20 protein-coding genes, 1 other RNA gene and 1 pseudogene are annotated in these 14,180 nt (G+C 63.0%); 9 read left to right on the plus strand and 13 right to left on the minus strand.

Annotated elements, in window-relative coordinates; translation table 11 throughout:
• Nucleotides 1-247: 247 nt before the first annotated feature.
• Entirely contained in the window at nucleotides 248-892 is a 645-nt protein-coding gene (locus EOA33_RS08385; RefSeq protein ID WP_126057846.1) for a TetR/AcrR family transcriptional regulator, read from the minus strand.
• 111 nt (nucleotides 893-1,003) lie between these two features.
• Here EOA33_RS08385 and EOA33_RS08390 point away from each other — a divergent pair, with 111 nt between their 5' ends.
• Nucleotides 1,004-1,828, plus strand: a complete 825-nt coding sequence (locus EOA33_RS08390; protein ID WP_126057845.1) for an NAD(P)H-binding protein — start codon at nucleotides 1,004-1,006, stop codon at nucleotides 1,826-1,828.
• A gap of 1 nt (nucleotide 1,829) precedes the next feature.
• Nucleotides 1,830-2,306, plus strand: coding sequence for a DUF1772 domain-containing protein (locus tag EOA33_RS08395; protein WP_126057844.1), 477 nt, complete (start codon nucleotides 1,830-1,832; stop codon nucleotides 2,304-2,306).
• A 30-nt stretch (nucleotides 2,307-2,336) separates the two neighbouring features.
• Here the strand turns inward: EOA33_RS08395 and EOA33_RS08400 are convergent, their stop codons facing one another.
• From EOA33_RS08400 to EOA33_RS08410, 3 genes are all read right to left on the minus strand, one after another.
• Nucleotides 2,337-2,645, minus strand: a complete 309-nt coding sequence (locus tag EOA33_RS08400) for a SelT/SelW/SelH family protein (protein ID WP_245455343.1) — start codon at nucleotides 2,643-2,645, stop codon at nucleotides 2,337-2,339.
• Between the two features lie 30 nt (nucleotides 2,646-2,675).
• Nucleotides 2,676-3,425, minus strand: coding sequence for a YebC/PmpR family DNA-binding transcriptional regulator (locus EOA33_RS08405; protein ID WP_126057842.1), 750 nt, complete (start codon nucleotides 3,423-3,425; stop codon nucleotides 2,676-2,678).
• A gap of 213 nt (nucleotides 3,426-3,638) precedes the next feature.
• Complete coding sequence (locus tag EOA33_RS08410) at nucleotides 3,639-3,962, minus strand: helix-turn-helix domain-containing protein (RefSeq protein ID WP_126057841.1); 324 nt, start codon at nucleotides 3,960-3,962, stop codon at nucleotides 3,639-3,641.
• 51 nt (nucleotides 3,963-4,013) lie between these two features.
• On the opposite strand from EOA33_RS08410, the gene EOA33_RS08415 reads away from it, so the two are divergent.
• Nucleotides 4,014-4,496, plus strand: a complete 483-nt coding sequence (locus EOA33_RS08415) for an SRPBCC domain-containing protein (protein ID WP_126057840.1) — start codon at nucleotides 4,014-4,016, stop codon at nucleotides 4,494-4,496.
• A 51-nt stretch (nucleotides 4,497-4,547) separates the two neighbouring features.
• Here EOA33_RS08415 and EOA33_RS08420 read toward each other — a convergent pair whose 3' ends face one another.
• The 4 genes from EOA33_RS08420 to ssrS form a co-directional block, all read right to left on the minus strand.
• Nucleotides 4,548-5,315 (minus strand): TerC family protein, encoded by a 768-nt coding sequence (locus EOA33_RS08420; protein WP_126057839.1) that lies wholly within the window; start codon nucleotides 5,313-5,315, stop codon nucleotides 4,548-4,550.
• Nucleotides 5,316-5,386: 71 nt separating this feature from the next.
• Nucleotides 5,387-6,211, minus strand: a complete 825-nt coding sequence (locus tag EOA33_RS08425; protein ID WP_126057838.1) for a YmdB family metallophosphoesterase — start codon at nucleotides 6,209-6,211, stop codon at nucleotides 5,387-5,389.
• A 77-nt stretch (nucleotides 6,212-6,288) separates the two neighbouring features.
• Entirely contained in the window at nucleotides 6,289-6,876 is a 588-nt protein-coding gene (locus tag EOA33_RS08430; RefSeq protein WP_126057837.1) for a 5-formyltetrahydrofolate cyclo-ligase, read from the minus strand.
• Between the two features lie 80 nt (nucleotides 6,877-6,956).
• A non-coding RNA gene (gene ssrS / locus EOA33_RS08435) (6S RNA) lies at nucleotides 6,957-7,112 on the minus strand.
• 158 nt (nucleotides 7,113-7,270) lie between these two features.
• Here ssrS and EOA33_RS08440 point away from each other — a divergent pair.
• From EOA33_RS08440 to msrB, 5 genes are all read left to right on the plus strand, one after another.
• Complete coding sequence (locus EOA33_RS08440) at nucleotides 7,271-8,110, plus strand: MoxR family ATPase (protein ID WP_126057836.1); 840 nt, start codon at nucleotides 7,271-7,273, stop codon at nucleotides 8,108-8,110.
• 4 nt (nucleotides 8,111-8,114) lie between these two features.
• On the plus strand, nucleotides 8,115-8,444 hold the full coding sequence (locus EOA33_RS08445; protein WP_126057835.1) for a hypothetical protein: 330 nt from the start codon (nucleotides 8,115-8,117) through the stop codon (nucleotides 8,442-8,444).
• A gap of 96 nt (nucleotides 8,445-8,540) precedes the next feature.
• Nucleotides 8,541-8,987 carry a GNAT family N-acetyltransferase gene (locus EOA33_RS08450; RefSeq protein ID WP_126057834.1) on the plus strand — a complete coding sequence of 149 codons (447 nt, stop codon included), beginning with the start codon at nucleotides 8,541-8,543 and terminating at the stop codon, nucleotides 8,985-8,987.
• Nucleotides 8,988-8,995: 8 nt separating this feature from the next.
• A complete protein-coding gene (locus EOA33_RS08455; protein WP_127405413.1) occupies nucleotides 8,996-10,186 on the plus strand; it encodes a VWA domain-containing protein in 1,191 nt (396 codons plus the stop codon).
• Between the two features lie 103 nt (nucleotides 10,187-10,289).
• The gene (msrB, locus tag EOA33_RS08460) at nucleotides 10,290-10,694 is read left to right on the plus strand and encodes a peptide-methionine (R)-S-oxide reductase MsrB (RefSeq protein ID WP_126057832.1); all 405 of its coding nucleotides are present in this window, start codon (nucleotides 10,290-10,292) and stop codon (nucleotides 10,692-10,694) included.
• A gap of 55 nt (nucleotides 10,695-10,749) precedes the next feature.
• Here the strand turns inward: msrB and EOA33_RS08465 are convergent, their stop codons facing one another.
• A complete protein-coding gene (locus EOA33_RS08465; protein WP_127405414.1) occupies nucleotides 10,750-11,094 on the minus strand; it encodes a hypothetical protein in 345 nt (114 codons plus the stop codon).
• A 184-nt stretch (nucleotides 11,095-11,278) separates the two neighbouring features.
• Between EOA33_RS08465 and EOA33_RS08470 the strand changes: the two genes are divergently transcribed.
• Nucleotides 11,279-11,788 (plus strand): arsenate reductase ArsC, encoded by a 510-nt coding sequence (locus EOA33_RS08470; RefSeq protein ID WP_189347377.1) that lies wholly within the window; start codon nucleotides 11,279-11,281, stop codon nucleotides 11,786-11,788.
• A 37-nt stretch (nucleotides 11,789-11,825) separates the two neighbouring features.
• On the opposite strand, the gene EOA33_RS08475 is transcribed toward EOA33_RS08470, so the two are convergent.
• The 4 genes and pseudogenes from EOA33_RS08475 to EOA33_RS08490 form a co-directional block, all read right to left on the minus strand.
• Entirely contained in the window at nucleotides 11,826-12,272 is a 447-nt protein-coding gene (locus tag EOA33_RS08475; RefSeq protein WP_127405415.1) for a hypothetical protein, read from the minus strand.
• A gap of 92 nt (nucleotides 12,273-12,364) precedes the next feature.
• Nucleotides 12,365-12,580, minus strand: a pseudogene (locus EOA33_RS08480) (hypothetical protein); the annotation flags it as partial.
• Nucleotides 12,581-12,713: 133 nt separating this feature from the next.
• On the minus strand, nucleotides 12,714-12,974 hold the full coding sequence (locus EOA33_RS08485; protein WP_126057828.1) for a DUF2312 domain-containing protein: 261 nt from the start codon (nucleotides 12,972-12,974) through the stop codon (nucleotides 12,714-12,716).
• Nucleotides 12,975-13,127: 153 nt separating this feature from the next.
• A partial coding sequence (locus EOA33_RS08490; protein WP_127405416.1) for a biotin/lipoyl-containing protein occupies nucleotides 13,128-14,180 on the minus strand: 1,053 nt, incomplete at its 5' end.

A 14,180-nucleotide genomic window follows, 5' to 3' on the forward strand; every position in this document is an offset into this window, starting at 1 on the left:
TCAAACTGTTACCCATCTATCGGCTGGACACCGGCGGGCGGATGAGGGGCGGGGCCGACCTCGACAATTGGCTGAGAAATTCAATTCGGGAATTCGGTGACCGCGCACTTTTCGCGACAAAGCTGCCGTCAAATATCATAGGCCCGTGCTGCCTGCCGGCATCCTCTCCCTGGGGACAGGGGACGCTCTCATTGCCGATTCCGCCAATCGACAACGCGGCAGGAAAAACGCCAAGGGCGGCTCGTCTCTACCCATCCACCAGCTCTCGCAACGCCATGCGCTTGTAGGCCGCGACCAGCCGGTCGCCTTCCTTGCGGTCAACGGAGATCGCCAGCCGCATAGCGGCCTCACCCATCTGCCAGATCAGCAGCGCTGTCGTCTCAAGCGCCACCGGATCGGCATTCGGACGCAGCCGCTTGAGCACCGCTGTCAGGAATTCCGCGTTGGCGCGGCTGTCGGCGAGTTCCAGCGCGTGCAGTGCCTTGTCGGCCTGCGTGCCCGACCAGATGTCGCGCATCACCGGTTCAGCCAGGAACAGACGGTAATAGACGTCCACCAGTTCCGAAAATGCTCGCCGCAAGCCCTCGGCGTCGCCGACATCCTTGAGCGCTGCGGCAATGCAGGCCTGGCTTTCGGCGGTGTAGCGCTCGGCCAGCGCCCAGACGATCGCCCGCTTGTCGGGGAAGAACTGGTAGAGCGAGCCGATCGAAACGCCCGCCCTTTCCGCCACCTCGCCCATGCGCATGGCGTCGCTGCCCTGCTCCGCGATCAGCGCCGAGGCGGCGGCAAGCATGCGCTCGACCCGCTCGCGGCTGCGCTGCTGGCTCGGGGACCGGCGCGGCGAGGCCACCGATCCATCCTGCTGATGCGGCGCGGCACCTCTGCCTTCCATGGAGTCCTCCGGAAAGATTCTGCGACAACTCGCTTGACTCACAAAATACGAGGGTTTATCACGTTTTGCAAATGTGAGGATTACTCATATTTGTAAACCGAGGAGATCGAGATGACTGCGAAACCTATTTTGATCCTGGGCGGCACCGGCAAGACCGGCCGGCGCCTGGCCGAACGGCTGATCGCCAGGAAAATTCCTGTGCGCATCGGCTCCCGCGCTGGCACGCCACCCTTCGACTGGCTGGACAAGGAAACATGGGGCCGTGCGCTCGACGGCGTCGGCGCCGTCTACATCAGCTACTATCCAGACATCGCCGTGCCGGGCGCCGCCGAAACCGTCGAGGCGTTTGCCCGGCTTGCCGTCGAACGCGGCGTCAAGCGCCTGGTGCTGCTCTCCGGTCGCGGCGAGCCTGAAGCCCAGCGCGCCGAGGAGATGTTGAAGGCCTCCGGCGCCGACTGGACCATCCTGCGCTGCGCCTGGTTCTCGCAGAATTTCAGCGAGGGCTTCCTGATCGAGTCTATCCTCGAGGGCGAGGTCGCCTTGCCGGTCGGCAATGTCGGTGAACCTTTCGTCGAAGTCGACGACATCGCCGACGTCGCCGCAACCGTCCTGACGGAGCCAGGTCATATCGGCCAGCTTTACGAGCTCACCGGCCCGCGCCTGTTGAGCTTCGCCGACGCCGTCGCCGAGATCGGCAAGGCCGCCGGCCGCGACATCCGTTACCAGCAGATCTCACATGCCGAATTCACCGAGGCTGTGGCGGCGCACAATTTGCCGCCGGAATTCGGCTGGCTGCTCGACGAGCTCTTCACGAAGGTGCTCGACGGCCGCAACGAGACGCTGGCCGACGGCGTGCAGCGCGCGCTCGGCCGCCAGCCGAAGGACTTTTCCGCTTATGCAACCGAAACCGCCGCCAGCGGCATCTGGAGCAATTGAGATGATGAAACTTCTTCCCACCCTCACCTTCATTGCCGCGATCGGCTCCGGCGTCGTCGGTGGCGTTTTCTTCGCCTTTTCCAATTTCGTCATGGCGGCGCTTGCCCGGCTGCCCGTCCCAAGCGGCATCGCGGCGATGAATTCGATCAACGTCACGGTGATCACCCCGACGTTCATGACGGCCCTGTTCGGCACCGGCCTCATCTGCCTGGGGCTGATTGCCGCCGCGCTGTTGGGCTGGACCCAGTCGGGCACGTATTGGCTGCTTGCCGGCGCCGTGATCTATTTCGTCGGCAACCCGATCGTGACCATGGTCTTCAACGTGCCGCTCAACGACGCGCTCGCCGCCGTCGACCCGGCGAGCGCCAACGGCGCCGCCGTGTGGGCGAACCATCTGAGCCAATGGGTGATGTGGAACCACGTCCGCACCATCACGGCCATCGTGTCGATGGCCTGTTTCATCCTGTCGATGCTTTGAGAAGCGCAAGGCACAAACAAAAGACCCGGCTCAGGCCGGGTCTTTTTTATCACCTTTGCGATCCGCATGGCCGAGATCGCGCTCCGGGTCGATGACGTCGCGGACCAGTTGCTTGAGCTTCGCGGCGTCCGGAAAGCCGCCGTCGCGCTTGCGCTCCCAGACAAGCGTGTCATTGCAGGAAATGCTGAAGATGCCGCCGGTGCCCGGCACCAGCGTCACCTCGCCGAGATCGGTGCCGAAGGTCGAGAGCAGCTCCTGCGCCATCCAGCCGGCTCTGAGCAGCCACTGGCACTGCGTGCAATAGGTGATGCGGACGGTAGGCAGCGGCTTGTCGCTCATATCAGGTTGAGCTTCGCTCATATTTCGGACTTAGGCCGCGCTGAGCTTGGCCATGGTCTCGTCGTCGACCTCGAAATTGGCGTAGACGCTCTGCACGTCGTCGTCGTCCTCGAGCGTGGCGACCAGCTTCATCAGCGACTGCGCGCGTTCCTCGTCGACCGGAACGTTGTTCTGCGGCTGCCAGATCGGCTTCACCGATTCCGCCTCGCCGAGCGAGGCTTCCAGCGCCTTCGACACGTCGCCGAGATTCTCGAAGGCGCAGTAGATGGTGTGGCCTTCCTCGTCCGATTCGACGTCGTCCGCGCCGGCTTCGATCGCCGCTTCCATGACCTTGTCGGCGTTGCCGGCCGATGCCGGATAATAGATCTCGCCGACGCGGTTCCACATGAACGACACCGAGCCGGTTTCGCCCAGCGCCCCGCCGGCCTTGGTGAAGGCGGCGCGCACGTTCGAAGCCGAACGGTTGCGGTTGTCGGTCAGCGCCTCGACGATCAGCGCCACGCCGCCCGGGCCGTAGCCCTCATAGCGCACGGCCTCGTAGTTTTCGCCGTCGCCGGCCGAAGCCTTGTTGATGGCGCGCTGGATGTTGTCCTTCGGCATCGAGACGGCCTTGGCGTTCTGCACGGCAAGGCGCAGCCGTGGGTTCATCGCCGGGTCCGGCGTGCCGGTCTTGGCGGCGACGGTGATTTCGCGCGCCAGCTTGGAAAACATTTTCGACCGCACCGCGTCCTGGCGGCCCTTGCGGTGCATGATGTTCTTGAACTGTGAATGGCCAGCCATGGCACCCCTGTCGTTTTCGGCTAGAGCATCCTGAAGCCAGGTGCAGTGACCTTGCTCTTCGCAAAATGCTCGAATTCAAAATTTCAGAACGTCCCTGATACGCCTGCAAGGCATACGGCGCTCTCTCGGAATGGCCGGCTTATAGATAAATCGGCTCAATTCGTCCAGCCGCGCGTGGTAAAGGGGCGCGCGCGGATCCGATCGATCCGGCCTTCAGTGCTCCAGATCGGACTTCAGCCGGCCGATGATGCTTAGCGCATGGCCGGCATACTGGCTGATCCAGCGGTCATGGATCTGCTTGATCGGCAGCGCGTTGAGATGGTTCCAACGCTCGCGCCCCTCGCGCTTCGCCACGACGAGCTCGGCCTCCTCCAGCACCTTGAGGTGCAGCATGACGGTGCACCGGTCCATGTCGGGGAAGGCCTCGCACAGCATGCCTGTGGTGAGCGGCGCATCCTTCAGCCGATCCAGCAATTCCCGCCGGCGCGGATGCGCCAGCGCCTTGAAAACATTGTCGTCTCGCGATCGGCTTGACATGTTATAATTATATAACATATCGTCGAGACGAGCAAGGAAGGAGCTGTGGATATGTCTCTTGGATTCAGGGTTTCCGGTCGCATCGGCAAGCCGGTCGCCGAGGTCTTCGACGCAGTCGCCAATCCGGGCAAGCTGAGCGGCTATTTCACCACCCTTGGCGGCGCCAGCGCCCCACTGGTCGCCGGCACCACCGTGACCTGGTGGAAGACCGTGCCGGTGGAGGTCGATGAGGTGGTTCCCAACAAGCGCATTTTGCTGCGTTGGGATGGCAGCGGCCCCGGCGTAGTGCCGGCTTACAAGACCACGATCGAGATGAACTTCGAGCCGCTGGAGGACGGCGGCACCTTCGTCACCATCGCCGAAAGCGGATGGCGTGAGGATGAGGCCGGCCGCAAATCATCCTATGGCAATTGCGAGGGCTGGTCACAGATGCTCGCCTGCATGAAGGCCTATGTCGAGTACGGCATCAACCTGCGTGAAGGGTTCTACCCCAGCGAAATGCGTGGTGAGCTACCGACTTCGGACAGCAAATAAGCCCGAGGCAGCCGGGAAGGGGACCGCCCGCCGCCGGGCGGGCTGCCATGCTCAATGCCCTTCGCCGGACCTTGCCTTCTTGCGCCGCCGCGCCAGCATGTTGAGCCCCTCGACCAGCGCCGAAAAGCCCATCGCCGCGTAGATGTAGCCCTTGGGCACATGGTAGCCCATGCCGTCGGCGATCAGCGTCATGCCGATCATCAGCAGGAAGCCGAGCGCCAGCATGACGATGCTGGGATTCTTGGCGATGAAATCGGCAAGCGGACCGGCCGCCAGCATCATCACGCTCACCGCCACGATGACGGCGATGTACATGATGGCGATCTCGTCGGTCATGCCGACGGCGGTGATGATCGAATCGATCGAGAACACGAGGTCGAGCAAAAGGATCTGGAAGATGGCGCCGGCGAGCGATATCTGCAGCGTCTCGCCGAGCATCGTGTCCTTGTGGTCCTCGGGATCGACCGTGTGGTGGATTTCCTTGGTCGCCTTCCATACCAGGAACAGGCCGCCGGCTATCAGGATCAGGTCGCGCCAGGAGAAGCCGTGGCCAAGGGCGGTGAACACCGGCGTCGTCAGCTGGACGATGATCGAGATGGTGGCGAGCAGCACTAGCCGCATGATCAGCGCCGCCGAGATGCCGAGCCGGCGCGCGCGGGCCCTTTGCCCTGCGGGCAATTTGTTGGTCAGGATCGAGATGAAGATCAGATTGTCGATACCGAGGACGACCTCCAGCACCACCAGCGTCAGCAGCGCGACCCAGGCGGTCGGGTCGGAGACAAAGGCAAAGTGCGGCGCCAGGAATTCGATGAGCTGCATGGAGGTCGTCCCCTCTACGATCTGAAGCAGGTGTCGCCGCCAGTTAGGTACTGACGCCGCTCATATCAATGTCACGACCAGAAGGACGGCGCGGTTTCTTCCAGCCTGGGCCCGCGACGAAACGGCGCGATCTTCTCCGCCAGCCCTGTCCGGTCGGAAATCTCGACGCCGACGCCGCACAAGGTCGCCGGACCGTTTGCCGCCTCGAAGCGGCCTTTCGGCACTTTCGACAGGAAGCGGTTGAGCGGCTCCTCCTTGTCCATGCCGAGCGAGGAATCATAATCTCCGCACATGCCGGCGTCCGACATATAGCCTGTGCCGCCATTGAGGATCTGGTGGTCGGCGGTCGGCTGATGCGTGTGGGTGCCGACGACGAGGCTGACGCGGCCATCGACGAAATGCGCAAAGCACATCTTTTCCGACGTTGCCTCGGCGTGGAAATCGATGACCACCGCATCGGCCTGCTCGCCGAGCGGACAGGCGGCAAGCTCGCGCTCGCCGGCCTGGAACGGATCGTCGAGCTCGGGATGCATGAAGACGCGCCCCATGATGTTGGCGACCAGCACGCGCGCGCCGTTCCTGGCGATGTAGACGCCGGAGCCGCGCCCCGGCGTGCCCTTTGGGAAATTGGACGGACGCAGGAAGCGCTCCTCGCGCGGCGCGAAGACCAGCGCGTCGCGCTGGTCCCAGACATGGTTGCCGGTGGTCACGACATCGGCGCCGGCGGCGAGCGTCTCGCGAAAAATCTCCTCGGTGATGCCGAAGCCGCCGGCGGCGTTCTCGCCATTGACGATGACGAAGTCGAGCTTGAAGTCCGAGATCAGGCCCGGCAGTTGTTCCCACACCGCCGTGCGCCCAGTTTTTCCGACCATGTCGCCGAGGAAGAAAAGTCTCATACGATCCCGCGCTGAAAGTCCGCCAAGCAAAAGCTGCATGACTTTCCGCAAAAGATCATGCGTTCTCAGACGCTTTTCTACAATTCCGGCGTGAACCGGCGCAACCCGCTCTCGGTGAGTATTTCCGGGATGATCACATCGTGGTTCTCATCGGGGACCTGTGCCACCTCCTGGCAGTCGAAGGCGATGCCGATCAGCCTGGGGGACAACCCCTTGTCGGCCAGCTTGCCGATCGCACGGTCGTAGTAGCCGGCGCCATAGCCGATGCGATGGCCGCGCGCGTCGAAGGCGGCGAGCGGCACCAGCATGACGGACGGATCGAGCACCGCCGCCTCCTCATGCGGACCGACCGTGCCGAAGCCCATTTCGACCATCGGCGCGCCACGCACCAACTCGCGAAAGACGATTGTGCTCTTGTCGAGGATGGCCGGCAGACAGAGCCTTGCGCCCTTTTCGCGCAGCGCAAACATCAGCGGCCGCACGTCGACTTCCGAGCGCATCGGCCAGAAGCCGGAGACGATCTGTCCATGCTCGACGGCGATCTGGTCGCGCGCCGTCTCGGCCATTTCGAGCGCGATCTCCACCCGCCAGAATTCGTCGAGCGCGTCGCGGCGGGCCAGTGCTTCCTTGCGCAGATGTTTTTTCAGGTCTTTGGAAGAGGTCATGTGCGGACGCTAGAAAAGGCCGCAGCGAGGCGGCGTTGCAGGAGCGACGTTTTCTACCGCTTATCCCAAAATTCGGTGAGTGACGATCCACGCAACCGGTGGAGAGGTCGATCCCGGGTGCCTACAAAGTAGGTGGGCGCCGTGTGAGAAAACCCACGGGTCTTCCCAGGGACAGCTCCCTAAGGATCGATAAGGCCCCGGGGATAAGTTTCTCCTGCCGGGAAGCGCAGACCGCCAAAGCCAATATAGGCCGATGGCTGGCCGAGCGCCAGAGAAACGGGATCTATCGCACAACGCTGGCCAGCAAACCCGGGCCTGGCGTTGCGACGCTGCCGCGCCTTGCGCTGTCGAGGTCGCGTCCTTACGGTCGGCCCGGACGAACCAGGGAGCAAAAATGCGTTTCGAAGGCACCGCGGCCTATGTCGCCGACAAGGATCTGATGGTTGCGGTCAACGCGGCGATCGCGCTGGAGCGGCCCTTGCTGGTCAAGGGCGAACCGGGCACCGGCAAGACGGAGTTGGCCCGCCAGGTGGCGGCGGCGCTCGGGCTGGATTTCATCGAATGGAACGTCAAGTCGACCACCAAGGCGCAGCAGGGCCTCTACGAATATGATGCCGTCTCACGGCTGCGCGACAGCCAGCTCGGCGACGACCGCTTCAGCGACATCAGGAACTACATCAAGCGCGGCAAGCTCTGGGATGCCTTTGCCGCGGCGAAGAAGGTGGTGCTGCTGATCGACGAGATCGACAAGGCCGACATCGAGTTCCCCAACGACCTGCTGCAGGAACTCGACCGGATGGAATTCTTCGTCTACGAGACCGGCGAGACAGTTCGCGCGGCGCTGAGGCCGATCGTCATCATCACCTCCAACAACGAGAAGGAACTGCCGGACGCCTTCCTGCGCCGCTGCTTCTTCCACTACATCCGCTTCCCCGACATCGAGACGCTGCACCGCATCGTCGACGTCCACTATCCGGGCATCAAGCAGAACCTGGTGCGGGCGGCGCTCACCCAGTTCTACGAGATCCGCGACGTGCCGGGCCTGAAGAAGAAGCCGTCGACCTCCGAGGCGCTCGACTGGATCCGCCTGCTGGTCGCCGACGACATCGCGCCGGAAGACCTGCGCGCCGACCCCAAGAACATGCTGCCGAAGCTGCACGGCGCGCTGTTGAAGAACGAACAGGACGTGCATCTGTTCGAGCGCCTGGCCTTCATGGCGCGACGGCAGGGGTAAAGCCGTGCCTGAACATGTAGTGTTGGTTGTCTCCATAACACGCTGGGTCGATGACGAGCCGCAGCCGGGAATCGTTGAGTTTGAGTTCAGCGATCGGTTTGGCCGGCTATGGCGCTTCCATGAAAAGCAGAGCCTTGTTTCGTCAGAATGGCTGGATGCGAATTGCATCTATCCGAGATCCGGCGACATCCGTTGCTTGGCCCTGTCCCAAAGCCAAGACCAATACGGTCGGTTGATCGCGAAGATCGATACGTCTCAACCATACTCCGTTGAATCTCTCGAAGAGGTCAGCCGCTTTGAGGTCTTTGCCAGCCAGCTTCTGCCTGGAGCCTAGTGGTTAAGAGCAGGATTAGGCGGTTGCTCGCCGTGGACCCTTGCCGCGCTAGCGGACATTGCCCAAGCTACAGCGCAAGAAAACGGAGAGCATTCGATGTCCGAGATCACCATCCGCCCGCTCGCGCAGTCAGATCATGCCGACTGGCGGCGCCTGTGGACCGCCTACCTCACCTTCTACGAGACCACGCTGCCGGACGAGGTCTACGCCCTGACCTGGAAGCGGCTGTTCACGGAAGGCGAGTTCGAGCCGAAAGGTTTTATCGCCACGCTGGACGACAAGGCGGTGGGTCTCACCCATTATATCTACCACCGCTCCTGCTGGTCGCTGGTCAACAACTGCTACCTGCAGGACCTGTTCGCTGACCCGGGCGTGCGCGGCAAGGGCGTGGGCGCCGCGTTGATCAAGGCGGTGCAGGACGAGGCCGGCAAGATCGGGGTGAAGAACGTCTACTGGATGACGCACGAGACCAACGCCACCGCGCGCCGGCTCTACGACCATGTGGCACGGCGGACGGGCTTCATCGAATACGATCTGCTATAGATGGCCGCATGTTCCTCCCCTTCTTCCTCGAATTGAAAGTCGCGCGGGTTCCCGTTTCGCTCAGGGAATATCTGTCGCTGCTGGAGGGGCTGGAAGCCGGGCTGGTCGACTATGATGTCGAGGGTTTTTATTACCTCGCCCGCGCGGCCCTGGTGAAGGACGAGCGCCATATCGACCGCTTCGACCAAGTGTTCGCGCATATCTTCAAGGGCGTCGAGGCGCTTGGCGGGCCGGACGCCGTCGAGGTCGCCAACATCCCCGAGGAATGGCTGCGCCGGCTCGCCGAGAAGCACCTGACCGAGGAGGAGAAAAAGCAGGTCGAGGCTCTGGGCGGCTTCGAGAAGCTGATGGAGACGCTGAAGCAGCGGCTGGAGGAGCAGAAGGGCCGCCACCAGGGCGGCTCGAAGTGGATCGGCACTGGCGGCACCTCGCCCTTCGGCGCCTATGGCTACAATCCGGAAGGCGTGCGCATCGGCCAGCACGAGAGCCGCCACCGCCGCGCGGTGAAGGTCTGGGATAAGCGCGAATTCAGGAATTTCGACGACGGCGTTGAGCTCGGCACCCGCAACATCAAGGTGGCGCTGAAGCGGCTGCGCCGCTGGGTGCGCGAGGGCGCCGAGGAGGAGTTCGACCTGCCCGGCACCATCCACGCCACCGCCGAGCATGGCTATCTCGACGTCAAGACGCGGCCGGAACGACGCAACGCGGTAAAACTTCTGATGTTCTTCGATGTCGGCGGTTCGATGGACGATCATATCAGGAGCCTCGAGGAGCTGTTCTCCGCCGCCCGCGCAGAATTCCGCCAGCTCGAATATTTCTACTTCCACAACTGCCTCTACGAGCGCGTCTGGAAGGACAATCGCCGCCGCTTGGCCGAGACGATCCCGACCTTCGACCTCATCCACAAATACGGTCCTGACTACAAGGTGATCGTCGTCGGCGATGCCTCGATGAGCCCCTACGAGATCGCCCATCCCGGCGGCTCGGTCGAGCACTGGAACCCGGAGGCCGGCGGCGTCTGGCTCGGCCGCCTGCTGCAGCAATGGCCGAATGCGATATGGCTCAACCCTGAAAGCCAGAAGAACTGGGGCTACACCCATTCTATCGGGATGATCCGCGACATCTTCGGCGGCCGCATGTTTCCGCTGACGCTTGCCGGGCTCGAAGCGGCGACGAAACAGCTTTCGCGCAGGCACTAGCTCCAGCGCAGGCCGGTGGTAGGCAGAGCTGTAACAAACACCTATCTTCGTGCGAATACGACATGCCAACCAACAACGAGCCGCCAAGGCCGAGGAGATCTTCATGGACACCCACGCCTATCCCGTCACCCGCACCGATGCCGAATGGCGCGCCAGGCTGACGCCCGAGCAGTATGCCGTCATGCGCAACCATGGCACCGAGCGTCCCGGCAGTTGCGCCCTGCTTTACGAGAAGCGCGCCGGCACCTTTTCCTGCGTCGGCTGCGACCAGCCGCTGTTCGAATCGAAGCTGAAGTTCGAGAGCGGCACCGGCTGGCCGAGCTTCAACGATCCGGTGCCGGGCTCGGTCGAGACCACGGTCGACCGCAGCTATGGCATGGTGCGGACCGAATGCCACTGCTCGCGCTGCGGCAGCCATCTCGGCCATGTCTTCGAGGACGGCCCGCCGCCGACCGGCCTGCGCTATTGCATCAATGGCGTGGCGCTGAAATTCGAGCCGGCCGCCTGAGCGACCGTCCCAACTTCTGGTCTGCAAAGGGCGGCTCCGGCCGCCCTTTTTCGTTTCAAGCCACGACCGTCGCAATCAGCCACAGCGCCGAGCCGAGCATCATCAGCGACGCCTTGCCACCGCCTGACTTTTCCGCGGTTCGCCAGACGGCGAAGGTCAGGAAGAGATTGTAGGGCACCAGCGTGAAATGCACGGCCAGAACCAACCAAAGCGGCAGCTTCAGCCCGAGCAGGATGAGCGCCAGCACCGACGATGCGATGTTGATAGCCGTGCCGACAAGCACCATGTCGCGCCAGAACAGCCGGTCGAGTGGCACCCGGCCCTGCCAGCGCGAGCGGAAGAAGCCGGCTAGGCCACCGACCTTGCTGGGCCCCGTGCGGGCCGGATGCGATTCGTCCATCGGTTGGGCTCCGCTTGCGATCATGCCGCTTCGAAAATGCCGGAGCCTGCCGTCAAAGCAAGCCCCCGCAACATGTGACGCTAATATGACACGGAAATCTGGCATCAATGCTCAAGCGGGCCGGAAACCTGTGTTCCGCATTGCCAGTCAGTCATTTTGCAGCGCCAGCATGGAGGAGTTCAAATTGAGCGATCATGTCTACAATGTACTTTTTCTCTGCAATGCGAACTCGGCCCGGTCAATCATGGGGGAGGCCATCCTGAACCGCGTCGGCGCCGGTCGTTTCAAAGGCTATTCTGCCGGCTCGCAGCCGAAAGGAACGGTCAACCCCTATGCGCTGCAGCTGCTGGAAAGCCTGAAATACGACACCTCCTTCGCCCGGTCGAAAGGCTGGGAGGAGTTTTCCGGACCTGACGCGCCGGAGATGAATTTCGTCTTCACCGTCTGCGATAACACGGCGAATGAGAGCTGTCCGATCTGGCCCGGCCATCCGATGACGGCGCTTTGGGCGGTGCCGGACCCCGCCAAGGCATCCGGCACCGAAGCCGAGCAGCATCTCGCCTTCGCCGAAGCCTATCGCATGCTGAGCAACCGTATCGCGGTGTTCACCAACCTGCCGATGGGTTCGCTCGACAAACTGGCGCTGCAGCAGCATCTGGACGAAATCGGCCGCGACGGGTCCGGGCCAAACTGAAGAGCAGGCAAGTGGGGAGAGCGAACGACCGTCGGGCCTAGGGCCGGGTTTCCCCGAGCACCACGACGACGGCCTGCTCAAAGCGCGAGCATTCCGTCACCAGCCAGTCGGCCATCGCCGGCCAATTGTCCTCGGCATAGCAATTCACCCGCCACATCGAATTGATGCCGAGGCCCTCGCAACTCTGTTCGAGCCTGAGTCTCAGCCTGCCTTCAATCGCCGGCTGGAACGGCTTCAACCGCGACCACGATTCGGTGGCGCCGAACTTCTCGTTGCGGCCGAAGAAGACGCCGACATGGTTCTGCGCCGGCGCGACATACATGGAAAGGACCAGTGCGAAATCCGGCAGACCGCGCTGCCAGAACCAGGGTCCGCGGCGCGCCAGCGTGGCCCTTTCCTCAGGATGCCGCTCGGCGAACAGTGTCCAGAAGTCGCGCTGGCGGAATTCCGAGGCGCGGCGGCCGCCAAAGTCGAATTCGCTCATGGTCCGATGCTCGCTGCAGCCTCCACGAGGCCGTCTTACATCACACCGCCCTGCCTGAAGGCAACTGACACACCCCGTCAGGGCACCGCAAACTACCAGCGGTATGTCATCGATGCCGTCATGTTGCGGCCCTGGCCGAGATAGCAATAGCCCTCGTTGCAAACTGTCGCGCGGGCATTGGCGATGTTGCGGACAGGCAAGGCTGCCGTGATGCCGTCATATTTTTTGTCGATGGCGCCGAAATCATAGGACGCCGAGGCATCGATATAGAACGCCGCATCGTTCTTGGCCGTGTTGGACGTGTCCGTATAGCCGAGGTCGCTCCGCCAGCTATCGCGCGCGGCAGTGCCTCCAGGCTAAAGCGAGCAAGCTACGAGGCGAGGCTCCAGACGCCTCGCCTGCGTCGGTCCGAAAGAATTGCTAAGCGAACCGGGGCCGGTCTCAGACCATACCGAGCGCGGCTTTGTAGAGGTCGAGGATGGACTCTTCCTCCTGGCGCTCCGCCTGGTCCTTCTTGCGCAGTCGGACGATGGTGCGCATCGCCTTGGTGTCGAAGCCGGTGCCCTTGGCCTCGGCGAAGACGTCCTTGATGTCGTCGGAAATCGTCTTCTTCTCTTCCTCGAGCCGCTCGATGCGCTCGATGAAGGCACGCAACTGGCCGGCGGCAACAGTCTGGCTGGTCTCGGTAATATCGTCGGCCATTTTTCTCTCCGCGTCGTTTGGCTACCGGCGACTCGCGAAGGCCGGCCGGCAAATTGGAGCGGGTTCGATGCCCGAGCAGGCGCGGCGGGTCAAGACATTATCGGTGCGGCATGAAGGGCTGCCGTCAGCCGCCCTTCACAGCCTCGATCATTGTCAGGTGAAAGCGATCAGCAGATCCTTGGCATCGATCTGGTCGCCGGCCCTGACCAGCACTTCGGCGACCACGCCGTCGCGCTCGGCATGCAGCGCGGTCTCCATCTTCATCGCTTCGATCGAAAGCAGCACGTCGCCGGCCTTGACCGCCTGACCGGCGGCAACGGCAAGTGCCGAGACCACGCCCGGCATCGGTGCGCCGACATGCGCCTCGTTGCCCGGCTCCGCCTTGCGGCGCGCCTTGGCCGCCGACGCGCCATGCGCCCTATCCGGCACCTTGACGCGCCGCGGCTGACCGTTGAGCTCGAAGAACACGGTGACCATGCCCTTCTCGTCGACGTCGCCGATGGCAAGGCAGCGCACCACCAGCGTCTTGCCCTTCTCGATGTCGACGAAGATCTCGTCTTCCGACTTCATGCCGTAGAAGTAGGTCGGCGTCGGCAAGACGCTGACCGGCCCGTAGGTTTCCTGCGCCGCGGCGAAGTCGGTGAACACCTTCGGGTACATCAGCCAGGAGGCGAATTCATACTCGCTAAGCCTGCGCTCAAGCTTTCCCTCGATATCCTTGCGGCTGGCCTTGAGGTCGGCGGCTTTCAACAGCGAGCCTGGCCGCTCGGTGATCGGCTTGTCGCCCTTCAGCGCTTTCTTCTGCAGCGCCGGCGGCCAGCCGCCCGGCGACTGGCCAAGATCGCCGCGCAGCATCGAGACCACAGAGTCCGGGAAGGCGATATCGCGTGCCGGGTTCTCGACATCGGCGACGGTCAGATCCTGGCTCACCATCATCAGCGCCATGTCGCCAACCACCTTGGACGACGGCGTCACCTTAACGATGTCACCGAACATCAGGTTGACGTCGTGATAAGCCTGCGCCACCTCGTGCCAGCGTGTTTCGAGACCGAGCGAGCGTGCCTGCTCCTTGAGGTTGGTAAACTGGCCGCCCGGCATTTCGTGCAGATAGACTTCCGAGGCCGGCCCCTTGAGATCGCTCTCGAAGGCAGCGTACTGGTTGCGCACTGCTTCCCAGTAGAACGAGATCTTGCGGATCCATTGCGG

This window comes from Mesorhizobium sp. M4A.F.Ca.ET.050.02.1.1, from assembly GCF_003997725.1.
Taxonomy (GTDB): domain Bacteria; phylum Pseudomonadota; class Alphaproteobacteria; order Rhizobiales; family Rhizobiaceae; genus Mesorhizobium.

Coding starts and splice junctions, on each gene's coding strand:
- EOA33_RS08385 (WP_126057846.1), bottom strand. CDS start 892: ATGGAAGGCAGAGGTGCCGCGCCGCATCAGCAGGATGGATCGGTGGCC.
- EOA33_RS08390 (WP_126057845.1), top strand. CDS start 1,004: ATGACTGCGAAACCTATTTTGATCCTGGGCGGCACCGGCAAGACCGGC.
- EOA33_RS08395 (WP_126057844.1), top strand. CDS start 1,830: ATGATGAAACTTCTTCCCACCCTCACCTTCATTGCCGCGATCGGCTCC.
- EOA33_RS08400 (WP_245455343.1), bottom strand. CDS start 2,645: ATGAGCGACAAGCCGCTGCCTACCGTCCGCATCACCTATTGCACGCAG.
- EOA33_RS08405 (WP_126057842.1), bottom strand. CDS start 3,425: ATGGCTGGCCATTCACAGTTCAAGAACATCATGCACCGCAAGGGCCGC.
- EOA33_RS08410 (WP_126057841.1), bottom strand. CDS start 3,962: ATGTCAAGCCGATCGCGAGACGACAATGTTTTCAAGGCGCTGGCGCAT.
- EOA33_RS08415 (WP_126057840.1), top strand. CDS start 4,014: ATGTCTCTTGGATTCAGGGTTTCCGGTCGCATCGGCAAGCCGGTCGCC.
- EOA33_RS08420 (WP_126057839.1), bottom strand. CDS start 5,315: ATGCAGCTCATCGAATTCCTGGCGCCGCACTTTGCCTTTGTCTCCGAC.
- EOA33_RS08425 (WP_126057838.1), bottom strand. CDS start 6,211: ATGAGACTTTTCTTCCTCGGCGACATGGTCGGAAAAACTGGGCGCACG.
- EOA33_RS08430 (WP_126057837.1), bottom strand. CDS start 6,876: ATGACCTCTTCCAAAGACCTGAAAAAACATCTGCGCAAGGAAGCACTG.
- EOA33_RS08440 (WP_126057836.1), top strand. CDS start 7,271: ATGCGTTTCGAAGGCACCGCGGCCTATGTCGCCGACAAGGATCTGATG.
- EOA33_RS08450 (WP_126057834.1), top strand. CDS start 8,541: ATGTCCGAGATCACCATCCGCCCGCTCGCGCAGTCAGATCATGCCGAC.
- EOA33_RS08455 (WP_127405413.1), top strand. CDS start 8,996: ATGTTCCTCCCCTTCTTCCTCGAATTGAAAGTCGCGCGGGTTCCCGTT.
- msrB (WP_126057832.1), top strand. CDS start 10,290: ATGGACACCCACGCCTATCCCGTCACCCGCACCGATGCCGAATGGCGC.
- EOA33_RS08465 (WP_127405414.1), bottom strand. CDS start 11,094: ATGGACGAATCGCATCCGGCCCGCACGGGGCCCAGCAAGGTCGGTGGC.
- EOA33_RS08475 (WP_127405415.1), bottom strand. CDS start 12,272: ATGAGCGAATTCGACTTTGGCGGCCGCCGCGCCTCGGAATTCCGCCAG.
- EOA33_RS08485 (WP_126057828.1), bottom strand. CDS start 12,974: ATGGCCGACGATATTACCGAGACCAGCCAGACTGTTGCCGCCGGCCAG.